14 protein-coding genes and 1 pseudogene are annotated in these 16,341 nt (G+C 72.9%); 10 read left to right on the top strand and 5 right to left on the bottom strand.

Annotated features, from left to right (window positions below; genetic code table 11):
- Nucleotides 1-94: 94 nt before the first annotated feature.
- The 6 genes and pseudogenes from purS to ABZ914_RS00100 form a co-directional block, all read left to right on the top strand.
- A pseudogene (purS, locus tag ABZ914_RS00075) lies at nt 95-331 on the top strand (phosphoribosylformylglycinamidine synthase subunit PurS); the annotation flags it as partial.
- A gap of 236 nt (nt 332-567) precedes the next feature.
- Nucleotides 568-1,023 carry an ATP-binding protein gene (locus tag ABZ914_RS00080; RefSeq protein ID WP_500190463.1) on the top strand — a complete coding sequence of 152 codons (456 nt, stop codon included), beginning with the start codon at nt 568-570 and terminating at the stop codon, nt 1,021-1,023.
- Nucleotides 1,024-1,124: 101 nt separating this feature from the next.
- Nucleotides 1,125-1,805: a phosphoribosylformylglycinamidine synthase subunit PurQ gene (gene purQ / locus ABZ914_RS00085; protein WP_173097141.1), complete on the top strand. Its 681-nt coding sequence runs from the start codon at nt 1,125-1,127 to the stop codon at nt 1,803-1,805.
- Between the two features lie 920 nt (nt 1,806-2,725).
- Nucleotides 2,726-5,020: a phosphoribosylformylglycinamidine synthase subunit PurL gene (gene purL, locus ABZ914_RS00090; RefSeq protein WP_500190593.1), complete on the top strand. Its 2,295-nt coding sequence runs from the start codon at nt 2,726-2,728 to the stop codon at nt 5,018-5,020.
- A gap of 247 nt (nt 5,021-5,267) precedes the next feature.
- Entirely contained in the window at nt 5,268-5,786 is a 519-nt protein-coding gene (locus tag ABZ914_RS00095) for a GNAT family N-acetyltransferase (RefSeq protein ID WP_500190465.1), read from the top strand.
- Nucleotides 5,783-6,277, top strand: a complete 495-nt coding sequence (locus ABZ914_RS00100; protein WP_500190467.1) for a GNAT family N-acetyltransferase — start codon at nt 5,783-5,785, stop codon at nt 6,275-6,277. The genes ABZ914_RS00095 and ABZ914_RS00100 overlap by 4 nt, the downstream gene beginning before the upstream one ends.
- 12 nt (nt 6,278-6,289) lie before the next feature.
- On the opposite strand, the gene ABZ914_RS00105 is transcribed toward ABZ914_RS00100, so the two are convergent.
- From ABZ914_RS00105 to ABZ914_RS00120, 4 genes are all read right to left on the bottom strand, one after another.
- Nucleotides 6,290-6,883: a hypothetical protein gene (locus tag ABZ914_RS00105; protein WP_500190468.1), complete on the bottom strand. Its 594-nt coding sequence runs from the start codon at nt 6,881-6,883 to the stop codon at nt 6,290-6,292.
- Nucleotides 6,884-6,893: 10 nt separating this feature from the next.
- A complete protein-coding gene (locus tag ABZ914_RS00110; protein WP_500190470.1) occupies nt 6,894-7,853 on the bottom strand; it encodes a coiled-coil domain-containing protein in 960 nt (319 codons plus the stop codon).
- Nucleotides 7,854-8,020: 167 nt separating this feature from the next.
- Complete coding sequence (locus tag ABZ914_RS00115) at nt 8,021-9,187, bottom strand: S8 family peptidase (protein WP_433146038.1); 1,167 nt, start codon at nt 9,185-9,187, stop codon at nt 8,021-8,023.
- A 257-nt stretch (nt 9,188-9,444) separates the two neighbouring features.
- On the bottom strand, nt 9,445-11,613 hold the full coding sequence (locus ABZ914_RS00120; RefSeq protein ID WP_500190472.1) for a serine/threonine-protein kinase: 2,169 nt from the start codon (nt 11,611-11,613) through the stop codon (nt 9,445-9,447).
- 250 nt (nt 11,614-11,863) lie between these two features.
- Here ABZ914_RS00120 and ABZ914_RS00125 point away from each other — a divergent pair, with 250 nt between their 5' ends.
- Both ABZ914_RS00125 and ABZ914_RS00130 read left to right on the top strand, forming a co-directional pair.
- A complete protein-coding gene (locus tag ABZ914_RS00125; protein WP_433239729.1) occupies nt 11,864-12,316 on the top strand; it encodes a sterol carrier family protein in 453 nt (150 codons plus the stop codon).
- Between the two features lie 137 nt (nt 12,317-12,453).
- Nucleotides 12,454-13,092: a LamG domain-containing protein gene (locus ABZ914_RS00130; protein ID WP_500190474.1), complete on the top strand. Its 639-nt coding sequence runs from the start codon at nt 12,454-12,456 to the stop codon at nt 13,090-13,092.
- A 13-nt stretch (nt 13,093-13,105) separates the two neighbouring features.
- Here ABZ914_RS00130 and ABZ914_RS00135 read toward each other — a convergent pair whose 3' ends face one another.
- Nucleotides 13,106-13,477 (bottom strand): DUF4190 domain-containing protein, encoded by a 372-nt coding sequence (locus ABZ914_RS00135; protein WP_500190475.1) that lies wholly within the window; start codon nt 13,475-13,477, stop codon nt 13,106-13,108.
- 127 nt (nt 13,478-13,604) lie between these two features.
- On the opposite strand from ABZ914_RS00135, the gene purF reads away from it, so the two are divergent.
- Nucleotides 13,605-15,056, top strand: a complete 1,452-nt coding sequence (gene purF / locus ABZ914_RS00140; protein WP_500190476.1) for an amidophosphoribosyltransferase — start codon at nt 13,605-13,607, stop codon at nt 15,054-15,056.
- Entirely contained in the window at nt 15,053-16,078 is a 1,026-nt protein-coding gene (gene purM, locus ABZ914_RS00145) for a phosphoribosylformylglycinamidine cyclo-ligase (protein WP_500190478.1), read from the top strand. The genes purF and purM overlap by 4 nt, the downstream gene beginning before the upstream one ends.
- Nucleotides 16,079-16,341: the final 263 nt, after the last annotated feature.

The raw sequence follows: 16,341 nt of genomic DNA on the forward strand, positions 1-16,341 counted from the left end.
GGTGCGGACAAGGGGGATGCGTGGGTCGCGAGTGCCAATGGTGCCGTACGCTTCAGGTCCGTAAGCAAAAGCGCAGATCAGTGAGGGGGCGACCGTGGCGCGTGTCGTCGTCGACGTCATGCTCAAGCCGGAGATCCTCGACCCGCAGGGCCAGGCGATAGCCCGGAAGCTGCCGCAGATGGGGTTCGACGGCGTCGTGGCCGTCCGGCAGGGCAAGCGGTTCGAGGTCGAGCTGGAGGGACCGGCCGACGAGGCCGCGCTGGAGCGGGTCCGCCGGATCGCCGAGACCCTGCTCGCCAACCCGGTGATCGAGAACTTCGAGGTGCGGGTCCTGCAGCCCGAAGGGCTCGAACCCGAGGCTCCGGAGGGCCTTTCCGAGGGCTCGCCGGCGGAGGCGCCGCCGGCCGACGAGCAGCCGGCCCCGCCCGAGGGCCTCCCGGGCGAAGCGAAAGACCCGACAGCATAGCGGTTACGAAAGATTCCGTCGGGGAAGTTCTAGCTGCGTCGAGTCGTCGAGCACGCTCCGGGACCGGGGGCCCTGCCGGGACGCCCGGGGCATGACACGAGGTGTCCGGGGTGGATATGGAGTTCGCGCTCGCGCTGCCGCGCGAGGCGCCGAGCATTCCGGTGGTACGCCGGGTGGTGGGGGACGCGCTGCGGGGGCTGGGCGTCGCCGAGGACTGCGTCGCCGACATCCTGGTCGCCGCCTCCGAGGCGTGCACCAACGCGGTCCAGCACGCCCGCGCCACCGGGGACTACCGCGTCGCCGGGCGCGTCGACGACGGCACCTGCTCGCTGGAGATCGAGGACGGCGGCCACGGGCCGCGGCCCGTCCCGGCGGACCGGGGGGTTTTGAGCGAATCCGGGCGCGGGATTAAAATCATGCGGGCGCTGGTGGACGATCTGGACATCGACCGCACGCCCGACAGAGGCACCATCGTTCACCTGCGGAAGCGCCTGACCTGGCGGGACGGGGCACTGGTGGGCGGCCTCGACCGCCGGCTCATGCACACGGCCGGGTAGATTGGTACGCGCGCGGGGGGAATGTGCGACGCGCGCAGCGGTGATCGGCGGATGAGATCCCGACCGTCCCGGCCGCACCTCATTTCGGAGGAACAGAACAGATGGACGCTGCCCGGGTGGGGGTCATCACCTTCCCTGGTTCCCTGGACGACAAGGACGCCGCGCGCGCCGTGCGGCTGGCCGGCGCCGAGCCGGTCGCCCTCTGGCACGCCGACCACGACCTGCAGGGGGTCGACGCGGTCGTGCTGCCCGGCGGGTTCTCCTACGGGGACTACCTGCGGGCCGGCGCGATCGCCCGGTTCGCGCCGCTGATGACCGAGCTGGTCGCGGCCGCCAAGGCCGGCCTGCCGGTCCTCGGCATCTGCAACGGCTTCCAGGTGCTCTGCGAGTCGCACCTGCTCCCGGGCGCCCTGCTGCCCAACGCGGGGCTGCACTTCGTCTGCCGCGACCAGCGGCTGCGCGTCGAGAACGCCGGCACCGCCTGGACCTCGGAGTACACCGAGGGCCAGGAGCTGGTGATCCCGGTCAAGAACGCGGACGGCCGCTACACCGCCGACCGCGAGACCCTGGCCGAGCTGGCCGACTCCGGCCGGATCGTCGCCCGCTACCTCGACCTGAACCCCAACGGCTCCCTCGACGACATCGCCGGGATCTGCAACGAGGCCGGCAACGTGGTCGGGCTCATGCCGCATCCCGAGCATGCCGCGGAGTCGCTGACCGGCCCGTCCACCGACGGGCTCGGCTTCTTCACCTCGATCGTCAAGAGACTGGTCAACGCATGAGCGAGCAACGGCCCAACGCTTCCGGCCGCGCGGCGCGCGACGCCGCGCACGACGAGCCGTCGCTGGACTGGCTGGACGAGCTGAAGTCCGACGCCGACGACCCCGAGCTGCAGCCCGTCGACCCATCGGTGACGCAGGCCTTCGAGGCCATCCTGGAGGAGGACCGGTCGAACTCGGCCGCCGCGTCGCCCACGCCGCAGGGACCGCCCGCCCCGCCCGCGCCGCAGGGATCGCCCACGCCGCAGGGATCGCCCACGCCGCAGGGATCGCCCACGCCGCAGGGGCCGCCGGCTCCGCCCGCGCCGCAGGGGCCGTTCACCGGGCCGCTGCCCGTGCTGAACGACGACCCGGCCGCGACGGGACGCACCATGCCCGACACGGGCGTCCCCTCGGATGACTTCGCGCGCGCGCTGGCCGAGGAGGGCGTCGCCGTCCCCTTCCCGCCGCACGCCGACCCCACGCTCACCACCCCCGACCTGAGCGAGTACGCCGCGTTCCCGCCGCCCCCGCCCGCCGCGCCGCAGCGCGTCGCCGGCCCCGGGACCGGCCCGCAGCCCGCCATCGGCTCCGGCACGGGCCCGCAGCCCGCCGTCGGCCCGCAGGGGCAGTCCGGCCCCTGGGCGAGCCCCGGCGCGAGCCCGCAGGCCGTCCCCGGTCCCGCGACGGGTCCGCTGCCCGCCGTGAACCCGAACACCGGCCCGCTCCCGCCCGTCGGCCCCGCGACCGGCCCGCTGCCCGCGATCGGCTCCGGCACCGGCCCGCAGCCCGCCGTGGGCTCGAACACCGGCCCGCAGCCCGCCATCGGGGGCCCGAACACCGGCCCGCAGCCCGCGGTCGGCGGCCCCGGCACCGGGCCCCAGCACGCCGTCGGGTCCGGGACGGGACCGCAGCCCGCCATCGGCGGCGGCGCCCGGCTCGCGATCGAGTCGTCCGTCAGGGCCGACCCCGGCACCGACACCGTCGCCATCGCCGCCGCCTCGCCGGACCGCCCGCAGCCGTACGTCGAGCTGGGCATGAACGACGAGGAGTACCAGCGCGTCCGGCACATCCTCGGCCGCCGCCCCACCTCCGCCGAGCTGGCGATCTACTCGGTGATGTGGAGCGAGCACTGCTCCTACAAGAGCTCCAAGGTCCACCTGCGGCAGTTCGGCGACAAGGCGCCCAAGACCGACAAGCTGCTCGTCGGCATGGGGGAGAACGCCGGCGTCGTCGACATCGGCCAGGGCTGGGCGGTCACCTTCAAGGTCGAGTCGCACAACCACCCGTCCTACGTCGAGCCGTACCAGGGCGCCGCGACCGGCGTCGGCGGGATCGTCCGCGACATCATGTCGATGGGCGCCCGCCCGATCGCCGTCATGGACTCCCTGCGCTTCGGCCCGGCCGACGCCCCCGACACCCAGCGCGTGCTGCCCGGCGTCGTCGCCGGCGTCGGCGGCTACGGCAACTCCCTCGGCCTGCCCAACATCGGTGGCGAGACCGTCTTCGACGCCTGCTACGAGGGCAACCCGCTGGTCAACGCCCTCTGCGTGGGCGTGATGAAGCACGAGGACATCAAGCGCGCCGTGGCCCCCGGCCCCGGCAACAAGGTGATCCTCTTCGGCGCCCTCACCGGCCCGGACGGCATCGGCGGCGCGTCCGTCCTGGCGTCCGCGACCTTCGACGAGGAGTCGCACACCAAGCGGCCGTCGGTCCAGGTCGGCGACCCGTTCATGGAGAAGCTGCTCATCGAGTGCTGCCTGGAGCTGTTCCGCGAGGACCTCGTGGTCGGCATCCAGGACCTCGGCGCCGCCGGCGTCTCCTGCGCGACGACGGAGCTGGCCGCCGCCGGCACCGGCGGCATGTACGTCGACCTCGACGCCGTCCCGCTGCGCGACGCGACCCTGCGCCCTGAGGAGATCCTCATGAGCGAGTCGCAGGAGCGCATGATGGCGGTCGTGTCGCCCGACAAGGTCGACCGCTTCATGGAGATCTGCCGCCGCTGGGAGATCCCCGCCACCGTCATCGGCCAGGTCACCGACACCCGCCGCCTCGTCATGACGTGGCGCGGCGAGACGATCGTCGACATCCCGCCGGTCACCGCCGCCGACGAGGGCCCGGTCTACGAGCGGCCGTTCGAGCCCCCGAAGGACCTCGGCGCCCTCCAGTCCGACACCCCGGGCCGGCTGACCCGCCCGTCCAACGGCGACGAGCTGCGCCGCACCGTGCTGTGGCTCGCGGGCTCGCCGAACCTGGCGAGCAAGACGTGGGTGACCTCGCAGTACGACCGGTACGTGCTGGGCAACACCGTCCTCGCCATGCCGGACAACGCGGGCGTCGTCCGGATCGACGACGAGTCGGGCCTCGGCATCGCGCTGTCCCTGGACGGCAACGGCCGCTACACCCGGCTCGACCCGTACTCGGGCGCGCAGCTCGCGCTGTCCGAGGCGTACCGCAACGTGGCCGCCACCGGCGCCCGCCCCCTCGCCGTGACGAACTGCCTGAACTTCGGCTCCCCCGAGGACCCGGGCGTCATGTGGCAGTTCGCCCGCGCCGTCGAGGGCCTCGCCGACGCCTGCCAGTACCTCGGCATCCCGGTGACCGGCGGCAACGTCAGCTTCTACAACCAGACCGGCACCACGCCGATCAACCCGACCCCGGTCATCGGCGTCCTCGGCGTCCACGACGACGTCCGCCGCCGCGTGAACATGGCGCTCACCTCCGACGGCGCCACGATCGCGCTGCTCGGCGAGACCCGCGAGGAGTTCGGCGGCTCCGAATGGGCGCACGTCGTCTACAACCACCTCGGCGGCCTGCCGCCGCTGGTGGACCTGAAGGCGGAGGCGGCCCTCGCCTCGGTCATGGTCACCGCGATCCGCGAGGGCCTCCTGACGGCCGCCCACGACCTGTCGGACGGCGGCCTCTCGCAGACCCTGGTGGAGTCCTGCCTGCGCGGCGGCCTCGGCGCCCGGATCACCCTGCCCGGCGACCCGTTCGTCACGCTGTTCAGCGAGTCGGTGGCCCGCGCCATGGTCGCGGTCCGTCCCGGCGGCGAGGCCCGCCTGGCGGCCCTCTGCGAGTCGGCGGGCGTCCCGGTCACCCAGATCGGCGTCGCCGGCGGCGACACGCTGACCGTCGCCGGCCGCGGCCCGGAGGGCGACCAGCAGGAGCTGTTCTCCATCCCCCTCGCCGAACTCCGCGAGGCCAACGAGCGCATGCTCCCCAGCTACGCGAACTGACCCGCACGACCACAGAAGGGCGCCCCACCCGGGCGGCCCGGGCGGGGTTCCATGTAAAGCTGCGCCCCGCGCTACCCCCCCCCCCCCCGGCCCGCCCCCCCCCGCACGCGCGGCGGCCCCAGGCGCCCGAGCGCCCCGCCCAACCCCCCCAGCCCAACGCCCCCACCCCCCCCCCACCCCCTAACCCCCCCCCACCCCCACCGCCGGCCCCCCCCCCGGGCCCCCCTTCTCGTCTTCCATTGAACGCATGCCCCCTGCGATCCGCACCGCCACCGAGGCCGACGCCCCCGCGATCGCGCGCCTGCACCTGGCCTCGTACCGCGCCGCCTACCGCGGCCTTCTCCCGGACGGTTTCCTCGCCGCCTACGATGCGGCCGAACGCGAGCACCGCTGGCTGGAAAGGCTCCGTGACCCGTCCCGCGCCACGTTCGTCACCGCGCCCGCCATAGTCGCCTTCGCCGAAATCGGGCCCTCCCACGACGGCCCTCGCACGGGCGAACTGCTGGCCCTGCACGTGGCCGAGTCGCATTGGCGGCAAGGAATCGGCGGCGCCCTCCACGCCCGCGCCCTCAACGCCCTTTCCGGCCTCGGCCACGAAAGCGCCGTCCTCTGGGTCCTCGACGGCAATCAGCGCGCCTGCGCCTTCTACGAGGCCGCCGGCTGGGCCTTCACCGGCGAGACCCGCCACCGGAACGTCCGCGGCACACCCGTCGACGAACTCCGCTACCGCCGCGAGTTGCGCCCGCACCGTAGCCTGCCGGTGTGAAGGAGATCGTGACGTACGTCGAGATGACCGACCGCGCGCAGCTGGTCGCGGCCGCCCCCATCCCCGGCCTGTCCCTGGCGCCCCTGGACCGGACCTCGCCCCTCGTCCCGGACATCCTCGCCCGCGTCGGCGCACCATACGGCTGGAAAAGCTCCCGCCGCACCCCGGAGGAATGGCGGGCCTGGTTCGACGAGAACCCCCGCCGGACGTTCGGCCTGCTGTTCTTCACCGGCGAGCACGCCGGCATCGTCGCCTACGACCCCCAGGACCACGAGGTCGAGATCAAGAGCTTCGGCCTGCTCCCCGATTTCGTCGGCAAGGGCCTCGGCGGCTACGCGCTGACCCTGGGCATCCAGCACGCCTGGGAACTGTCCCCGACGGCCGCCCGGGTCTGGCTCCACACCTCGTCCTTCGACCATCCCAACGCCCTCCCGAACTACCACCGCAGAGGTTTCCGCACTTTCAAAACCGAAGAGACCACCCGCTCCTGAACCATTCGTCCTTCATCTCGAATGCACGGCAGGGATCCCAAGAATTTCCGCGAGCGCCCCAAACACCTCCTCGACGAAGCCGCCGGTGGTCATGAGGGCCTGCACGATGCTCCCGGTTTCGGCGTGGTGACCCGCCTCGGCCGACCACAGCGCCGCACGGCGCGCGGTTTCCTCGACCGGGCCGCACATTTCGGTGAGCGCGGTACGAAGCTCTTCGCGTTCCCGCATGTAGTCCGGGTCGTCCTCAAGTACGCGAGGGGTCTCCTCACCCTCCACCCACTCGACGACCGGCAGGACGAGGTGCGCCAGGACGCCCTCGATCTCGAGCACCGCCGACCAGGCCCCGTTCACGGGGTCCGCGCCGAGAACGCACGCGCCGTCGCTGTCGAGGACGAAGGCGCCGAGCACGGGCCGGGCGGTCTCGCACATCACCTCGATGAGCACCGTCCGCCAGTCGAGGTCCTGGTCGTGGCGGAACTGGACGCCTTGCCAGCCGTCACCGTGGACCCAGGAGTCCATGCCGAGGGCGGCCCAGGAAGACAACGCGTCCAGCGTCTCGGCGTGCCGTTGGGACCGTAGAAAGGCGACCGTGCCCCAGAACCCCACCCCAAAACGCTCAGAAGACCGAGATGTGGACGTGGTCGTAGTGGTTGGCGGTTACGCCGCCGCGGTTCTCCATCGTGCGCCAGCCGGGGCTGCGGAGGTCGTAGATGCGCTGGCGCCAGATGATGTACTTGATGCCCAGGGCGCTCGCGTGGGCGATGGCGTAGGCGGCGGTGGCGTCGCCGTGGGCCTTGGCGGCGCCGGTGGCCATGACGCCGCCGGTGGTGATCATGAAGTCGCAGGCGTGGCCGGTGCCGTGGTCCTGCGGGTCGCCGGTGGTGCGGACGCAGCCGATCGTGGGGAAGGGGCCCTCTTCCTGGTCGATGACGTTCTTGACGTTCAGCATGCGCGGGGTGACGCCGCCCATGCCGACGCTCGGTGACTGCGGCTTGTACTTCTTGACCAGGGCCTCGACGCGCTTCTTCTGGCCCAGCAGGTCCTTGATCTCCTTCTGCAGCTCGGTGATCTTCTGCTGGGCCTGCTCGTGCGCCTTGGCCTGCTCGTCGACGAGCTTGCCGATCTGCGCGACCTTCGCCGTCTTGTTCTGCGCGAGGTGCTCGATGAGGGTGTAGCCGCTCAGCATGTCGGACGCGTTGCCCGCGGCGAGCATGGAGATGGTGGGGCCCTGGCCGTCCGTCATGTACTGGGTGGCGGCCATCTGGGCGACGAGGGAGCGGGCGTCGTTGAGGTCGCCCTGCAGGCTCTCGGACTTCTGCAGCGCCTTCTTCGCGGCGTACTGGGCGTCCCTCAGCTTGGCGAGGTCGCCGCCGTAGGCCTTGTCGAGCTTGGCGATCTGGGCGTTCATCTTGGCGAATTTTCCGCTGTCGCCGGGGTCGGACGGCAGGGCGGCGGGGGTGCGCGGCGCGGCGGCGGAGGAGGGGGCGGCGGTGCCGGCCAGCGGCAGGGCGACGGCGACGAGGGCCAGGACCGCGCGCCGGGTTCGTCTCCGGAGGGTGGAGGTGGGGGACTCCACGTCTTCTCCTCTCCGGCCGGACCCGGGGGCGCCCGGCCGAATGCCAACGGACGGCGAGGGGGGCCGTCCTTGTCCTCGCCAAGGGTAAACGGCTGTGACGGGTGGGACGGTTCAACGCCCAAGAAGCCCGGCCCCCCGTGGGGGAGCCGGGCCATCCTACGGGAGGGTCAGAGGTTGCTCTTGTAGAGCAGCCGGTTGGCCTGGCTGCGCATGCGCCCGAGGACGTTCTTGGTGGAGTTGTCGTTCAGCCACTTCTGCACCGTGGGGAAGGTCGCCTTGGGGTGCGTCTGCAGGTAGAGGGCGGCGGTGCCGGCGACGAACGGCGAGGCCATGGACGTGCCGCTCTCCAGGCCGGTCGTGTTGCCGGGCAGCGTCGACCGGATGTCGTAGCCGGGGGCGTTGATGTCCACGCACTTGCCCCAGTTGGAGAAGGTGGCGCGGTTGTCGTAGGACGTGGTGGCGCCGACGGCCATGACCCAGCCCGCGCCGGACGGCGAGGACTTGCACGCGTCGGCGTTCTCGTTGCCCGCCGCGACGGAGACGAACACGCCGGACCGGGACAGGTTCTCCACGGCGGTGTTCAGGGCGGCGGACTTGGGCGCGCCGATCGAGATGTTCGCGACGGCCGGCTTGGCGGCGTGGGTGCGCAGCCACTGCGCGGCGGACACGAGGTCGGACACGTAGCCCGTGCCGTCGCAGTCGAGGACGCGGAGCGCGCGCAGCTTGACGCCCTTGGCGACGCCGTAGGTGCTCGAGCCGATGATGCCGGCGACGTGGGTGCCGTGGCCGTTGCAGTCGGCGCCGTTGCCGTTGTAGGTGGGAGCGACCCACGCGATGGCGGCGCGGCCGCCGAACTGCGAGTGGGTGACGTCGAGGCCGGAGTCGATGACGTAGGCGGTGACGTCCTTGGCCAGCGAGGTGTAGTGGTAGCTCTTCGACAGCGGCCGCTTGCGCTGGTCGATGCGGTCGAGGCCCCAGGGCGCGGAACCCTGCGTCCCCTGGGCCTTCATGACCTGGTCCTGCTCGATGGCGGCGACGCGGCTGTCATGGCGAAGCTTGTCGAGCTGGGCGCCGGTCAGCTTCGCGGCGAAGCCGTTGAGGACGCCGTCGAAGCGCTGCGCGCCGGTGGCCTTCACCTTGTTGACGGCCGACTCGGCGGACGCGCCCTTCTTCAGGGTGACGATGTAGCGGCCGGGCACGGGGGTGCCCTCGGCGGCGGTCACCTTGACGAGGGAGGGGGAAGAGGAGTCCGCGAGGACGGGGAAGGCCGCCGCGCCGCCGACGCACGCCGCGACGACGCCGGCCAACAGGAGCCTCCGGTGGACAGCCCGCAAGGCGTGTCTCCTTCTGCCGGGGGGCCGCGCTCTCGGCGGCCCGTCAGAGGATCGAGGATTCGATCGAGGGGAAACCCTAGCGGAACTACTCTGATAAAGACCGCAAAAGTGGACGGGTCGGACGGGCTGCACGGCGGCCGGAGTCGGCCGTCAACCGGAAGGCCGCGTCAGGAGACGGTTCCGATCCGGTCGCGCGCCCGGCCCTGTCGCACGCCCCCGCGCGCGCCCGGGGACGTCGCGAGCGGGCGAGGGCGGGGTCAGCCGCGCGACAGCTTTCCGGAGTAGGCGAGGTTCGTGCCGGGCTTGTTCCACGCGTACTGGAGCGTCCCGTCCGCCATCCGCTTGATCTGGACGGTCCCGGGCGTGCAGGGCGCCGGGATGGCGAGGTCCATGGTCAGGTTGCTCTGCGTGCCGCTCTTGAGCGTGAGCGTTCCGGTGCAGCGCTCCTGCGGGTAGACCGCCCGCGCGGTGGTGGCCCCGGTCTGGAACGTCACCTCGACGGGGAAGGACGCGTGCTGGGCGGTGTTCACCACCGTGCCCTTCCAGGTGCCCGCGAACGGGCCGGGGACCGTGCTCACCGGCTGGTTGGCGGACGTGTTGGTCTGGTTAGTCGGCGGGTCGCCGTCGTCCTTCAGTTGCGGCCACAGCACGAGCACGATGATGGCGATGCCCACGCCCACGCCGATGACGAGGGACAGCGCGACGCCCAGGACGTGGTTGCTGGGCCGGCGCATCCGGCCGAGGGCGAGGAGCGCCGACGCCTTCCGGTCGCCACCGCCGCCCTGCTCGGCCCGCAGGCCGGGGATGAAGTGCGACGCCGTCGTCGAGTCCGGCGCGTCCGGCATGCCCGGCGCGTCCGGCATGTCGAGGGGGTCGAACATGGCGGTCGGGGCCGGGTCGGACGGGCCGGGGGCCTCCGGGACGGCGCTCAGCGTGGCCGTGGCGTCCGCCGACGGGGCGATCACGTTGAACGTGGTGGTCGCCTCGAAGGCGGCGGGGTCCAGATCGGGTGCGGACGGCGCCGCGCCACCGGAACCGACGGGGCCTTCCGGCTCGGGCTTCTGCTTGTCCTTCCCCAGGGAAGTGGAGGAGAGGAACTGCGAGAGCTTCCGGAAGGGACGCGACGGGGGCGGATGGAACGCGTGCCGGGCCGTCGCGGGCGGCGGCTGCATCTGCGGCGCGTTGCCGGGAGGCGGGGGCATGAACCCCTGGTGAGGCGGCGGCCCCTGGGGAGCACCCATGGGCGCGCCTACGGGACCGCCCATAGGCATCCCCATAGGGACGCCCATAGGCGAGTGCGGCGGCCCGGGCGGCATGGGCGCGGGCCCAGCGCCGGGAGGCGGCGGCCCTTGCGGTGCGGGCGGTCCCTGCGGTGCGGGCGGTCCCTGCAGGGGCGGCCCTTGCGGCGGTGGTGGTCCCTGCGGTGGGGGAGGCGGTGCGGTGGGCTGCCCTAGGCCGGTGCGCGGTGGCGGCGGTTGGACCGGCGGCTGCGCCGGAGGCTGGGCGGGCTGAGAGGGCGGCGGCGGTGGGGAAGCCTGCGCGGCCGGTACGACGCTCGTGGCGAGCGCACGGCCCTCGTCCACCATCGACGCGGGCAGGCGCCCCGCGAGCGCGCTGCTCTCCGCAAGGAGCCGTTCGAGCAACTGCTTGGCGGTGGGACGTGCGGCGGGGTCCTTGACGAACGCGTCGCGCATCACCTCGCGCAGTGACGGCGGCGCCTCCGACAGGTCCGGCTCCTCGTAGATGATGTGCTGCATCACCTCGGACGGGGAGCCGTCCCCGAAGGGCGCCTTGCCCGTCGCCGCGAAGAGCATGGTGGCGGCCCAGGCGAAGACGTCGGCGGCGGGGCCGATGCCGCTGCCGCTGAGTTGCTCGGGCGCCTTGTAGGCGGGGTCTTCGGTGATGCGTCCGGTGGGCGCGGCGTTAACGGCCTCCAGCGCGCGCGCTATCCCGAAGTCGGCCATCCGGGGGCCGTTCCTGCCGAGCAGGATGTTCCCCGGCTTCAGCCCGTGATGGACGGCGCCCGCCCGGTGGACGGCGGCCAGCGCGACCGCCGCACCGACGGCCACGCGTTCCACTACGGCGCCGCCGCGCTTCCCTTCCTCGTCCACGAGCTGCTGCAGGGAAGGACCGTCCACCCACTCGCTCACCACGTAGGGGCGGTCGCCCTCCACGTCGGCGCTCAGGATCGCCGCCGTGCAGAAACCGGCGACCTTCTGGGCGGACGCGAAGGCGTTGGCGAACCGGGAGCGCGCCACGGGCTCGCCGCTCAGCCGGACGTGCAGGAGCTTCACGGCGACGAAGCCGCCCGCAGGGTCCCTGCCGAGGAAGACGGCGCCCTGCTCGCCGACGCCCAGCCGGCCCGTGACCTCGTACGAGCCGAGCCGTCGCGGGTCACCGGGCTGCAGGGGCAGCGCCTCGGGCATCTGACGAACCTCCGTGTCCTCCGGGGACCGCGTCCCCGGCTTCCCCGTTCCTTTCAAGTCCCCATGCGTGCCTGCTACCGGGGTCCATTTTTACCGTGTGTGAGGCGTTCGGGTGCCATCGATGGCCGAGCGCCCCGCCCCACCGCCGCCGGGAACCGCCGCCGAACACCCTCGCAGGCCGTCCCCGCGCACCTCCGTGCGGGCGGCCTCCCGCTCCTTCCGCCTGCGGCGACCCGGTAGCGTCGGGACGGTGCCGCGAACACCGCTCTCCACCGCCGTGCTGAACGAGCAGCGCGCCGCCCTGGGCCTGCCGCCTTTCCCCGGCCCGGACGAGGCCGCCGCGCTGCGCCGCGCGGCCCTGGAGACCGTGCTGGCGGCCCTGGACGCGGGCAAGGACCCGGCCCGGGACGTGTCCCGCCCGGTCGTCCGCGGCGCCGTCCGGTTCCTGCTCGACCGGCTCGCGGAGCTGGCGCCGGGCCGGTCGGTCGAGGTGCGCGTCCCTCCGCACGCCGCCGTGCAGTGCATCGCCGGCCCGCACCATACCCGGGGAACCCCGCCGAATGTGGTGGAGATGGACGCCGGGACCTGGATCGCGCTGGCGACGGGACGGCTGAGCTGGGCGGACGCCGTCGCCGCCAACCGGGTGCGGGCCAGCGGCGCGCGCGCGGACCTGTCCGCGCAGGTCCCGCTGCCGCTCGGCTGATCCGGTTTCCCGAGCCTGACCTGCCATATCGGGCGCCGTGTCCGTTTCGTGCCTTGCCTGGCGCGCCGGGCGCTGCGAGCGTGGGGGCCGACCGTCGGGGCACCGCATCGGCGAGAGGCCGTGCAGGAGGTGGACCCGTGCTCGTTGCGCATTGGACGTTCGACGTCGCGACCGTCGACGGCCGCCGGGTGGCGGACGCCGCCGGGGGCGGGCCGGTCGCGGAGCTGAACGAGTCCGCGCAGATCGTCCCGGGACGGCACGGGGAGGCGCTGAGCCTGGACGGCCAAGGCCGGGCGCTGATCCCCGCGATGCCGCAACTGGTGCTGAGCCAGGTGTTCGGGTTCAGCGTGGCGTTCTTCGTCCGGGTGGAGGAGGAGCCGACCGGCGAGTGGCGGAGCCTGCTCTACAAGCCGGTGGCGGAGAGCGATGCGCGCGCGCTCGGCATGTGGCTCTACCCGGACGCCATGCGCATGCGCGTGCAGTTGTTCACCATCAAGGGCCCTGAGTACGTGGACAGCCACGCGAGGCCGCCCCTGGGGGAGTGGACCCACGTCGCCTTCGTCGTGGACCAGGAAGGCATGTTCCTCTACATCAACGGCCGTCTCGACACGGGCATGTCCCTGGAGCACGCCGTCGTGACGCCCGCCGGGCCCATCTACCTGGGCAGCGAACCCACCAAGCCCGGTTTCGGCGGCCTGATGGACGATTTCCGGGTCTACGCGTCGCCCCTGAGCGCCGAGGCGGTGGCCGCCCTCGCCGTCCCGGAAGCGGGCTGACGAGCGGTCCGGCTCAGGGAGCCGGCGTATCGCGGACGAACGGGAACTCGTGCTCCACGCATCCTTGGCGCGCCGCGTCGTCCGGGTAGCGGGACGTGTCCCCGCACATCGCCGCCTTGCTCAGCAGCCAGGACAGCGCCAGGGCGCCCACCACGACGGCTATCCCGGAGCACACGATCCCCGCCACAGCGGGCCACCGCTCGGACCGCCCGCGGACGAGGGCGACCGTCCCCAGGACGAGCCCCACGAGCGCCGGGATCAGCCCCAGGAGGCACAGGGCGAGCCCTAGGAGCCCGACGATGCCGAGCACCAGGGAGGCCCGTGCCAGCCCGCTCCGCCTGGGCGGAGCCGGAGGCGAATAGGTCTGGTACCCAGGCAGCGTCATGCGTCCCTCCACGTGTCGGCCACCAGATTTGCGCGCGGACGCTGAAAGCCGTGCTCGCGGGGAGTAAAGGTCGCTTAAGGAGATCCACCGATCCGAGCAGGTGAAGGGGGCATCTAGACTGACTGGTGTGCCTCTCCGTGACGGACGTCTGAGCCACGACATCGATCCCTCCGACCGCCCCCCGCAGGACGCCTGCGGTGTGTTCGGCGTCTGGGTCCCCGCGGACCAGGCGCCGAGGGCGGAAGTGAGCAAGCTCACCTACTACGGCCTGTACGCGCTCCAGCACCGCGGGCAGGAGTCGGCGGGCATCGCGGTAAGCGACGGCTCCCGGATCGTCGTCTACAAGGACATGGGCCTGGTCGCCCAGGTCTTCGACGAGTCGGTGCTGAACACCCTGCGCGGCCACATCGCCGTGGGCCACTGCCGCTACTCCACGACCGGCTCGCCGACGTGGGAGAACGCGCAGCCCACGTTCCGCTCGACCGAGGCGGGCGGGCTGGCGCTGGTGCACAACGGCAACCTGATCAACACCCCGGACCTGGCCGCCCGGCTGGAGCCGGGGGTGCTGACCGCCACCACCGACACCGAGGTCCTGACCGCGCTGCTGGCCACCCGCGACGGCGGCCCGCTCGCGGCGGCGCGCGAGATCCTGCCGGTGACGCGCGGCGCGTACTCCCTGGTCTTCATGGACGAGGGGATCCTGTACGCGGCGCGCGACCCCGAGGGGATCCGCCCGCTGGTGCTGGGCTCGCTGGAGGACGGCGGCTGGGTGGTCGCGTCCGAGACCGCCGGTCTCGACATCGTCGGCGCCCGGTTCGTCCGGGAGATCGAGCCCGGCGAGCTGATCGCGATCGACGGCGAGGGCGTCCGCTCCGAGCGGTTCGCCGAGCCGCGGCCGAAGGGCTGCCTGTTCGAGTACGTGTACCTGGCCAGGCCGGACACCACGATCGCCGGGCGCAGCGTCCAGGCGACGCGGGTCGAGGTCGGCCGCCGGCTGGCCCGCGAGCACCCCGTCGAGGCCGACCTGGTCATCCCGACGCCGGAGTCGGGCACCCCGGCCGCGATCGGCTACGCCGAGGCGTCCGGCATCCCCTACGGCCAGGGCCTGGTGAAGAACTCCTACGTCGGCCGGACGTTCATCCAGCCGTCGCAGACGATCCGCCAGCTCGGCATTCGGCTGAAGCTGAACCCGCTGCGCGAGGCGATCGAGGGCAAGCGCCTGGTGGTGGTGGACGACTCGATCGTCCGCGGCAACACCCAGCGCGCGATCGTGGGGATGCTGCGGGACGCGGGCGCCAGGGAGGTGCACGTGCGCATCTCCAGCCCGCCCGTGTCGTGGCCGTGCTTCTACGGCATCGACTTCGCCACGCGGGCCGAGCTGATCGCCGGGAACCTGTCGGTGGAGGAGATCCGCGACTCCATCGGCGCCGACACGCTCGGCTACATCTCGCTGGACGAGCTGATCTCCGCGTCGCGGATCCCCAAGGACAACCTGTGCCGGGCCTGCTTCGACGGCGTCTACCCCATCCCGGTGGAGGACGCCGCCCGCGGCAAGCACCTGCTGGAGGTCACCCGATGACCTCGTACGAGGCCGCCGGCGTGGACATCGCGGCGGGCGAGCGCGCCGTCGAGCTGATGAAGTCGCGGGTGGCGCGCGCGCGGCGTCCCGAGGTCGTGGACGACGCCAGCGGCTTCGCGGGCCTCTTCGACGCGTCCGCCTTCCTGCGCTACAAGCGGCCCCTGCTCGCGACGTCCACGGACGGCGTCGGCACCAAGGTCGACCTGGCGCGGCGCCTCGGCGTCTACGACACGGTGGGGCACGACCTCGTCGGCATGGTCATCGACGACCTCGCCGTATGCGGCGCCGAACCGCTGTTCATGACGGACTACATCGCCTGCGGCAAGGTCGTGCCGGAGCGCATCGCCGACATCGTCGGGGGTATCGCGGACGGCTGCGCCCTCGCGGGCTGCGCCCTGGTCGGCGGCGAGACCGCCGAGCACCCCGGCCTGCTGGAGGCGGACGAGTTCGACATCGCCGGCGCCGGGACGGGCGTGGTGGAGGCCGGAGAGCTGCTGGGGCCGGACCGTGTCCGCCCCGGGGACGCGGTCATCGCCATGGCGTCGTCCGGCATCCACTCCAACGGGTACTCGCTCGTCCGCCACATCCTGGCCACGACCGACCTCGCGCTGGAGTCGCAGCCGTCGGAGCTGGACCGTCCGCTCGGTGAGGAACTGCTCACACCGACCCGCATCTACGCGCAGGACTGCCTGGCCCTGACCCGGGCCGGGGGCGTCCGGGCGTTCGCCCACATCACGGGCGGGGGGCTGGCGGCGAACCTGGCGCGGTCCCTGCCGCCGACCGCGGACGCCGTGCTGCGCCGCTCGTCGTGGGAGGTGCCCGCGCTGTTCCGGGTCCTGCAGGACCACGGCGACGTGCCGCAGGCGGAGATGGACAAGACGTTCAACCTGGGCGTGGGCATGGCCGCCATCGTCGCCGCCGAGGCCGCCGACGAGGCGCTGCGGCTGCTGGCGTCGCGCGGCGTGCCGTCCTGGGCCCTCGGTGAGGTCACCGAGGGCGCCGGCCGGGCCGACTTCGCCTGACCCGTCCGGAAGCGACCGTCCGATCCGTCGATCAAGCGACCTGCCGTCCGATCCGTCCCGCCCGGGGTTCCGGGTGGGACGGCGGAGGCGCTCAGCGCGACGCTGGGACGCCAGGGAGACCCGTGGGTCGGCTGATGCGCCGGAGACGCCGGACGTGGCCCCAGGCGGTTCTCAGCCGCGCGGGGCGGTGCTCAGGAGCGCCGGGGACCGGATGCCCGAAACCGAACAAACGCCACTGCCCGCGGGTGCGGGCAGTGGCGTGT

The organism is Spirillospora sp. NPDC046719 (assembly GCF_040645715.1).
Classification (GTDB): Bacteria; Actinomycetota; Actinomycetes; order Streptosporangiales; family Streptosporangiaceae; genus Spirillospora.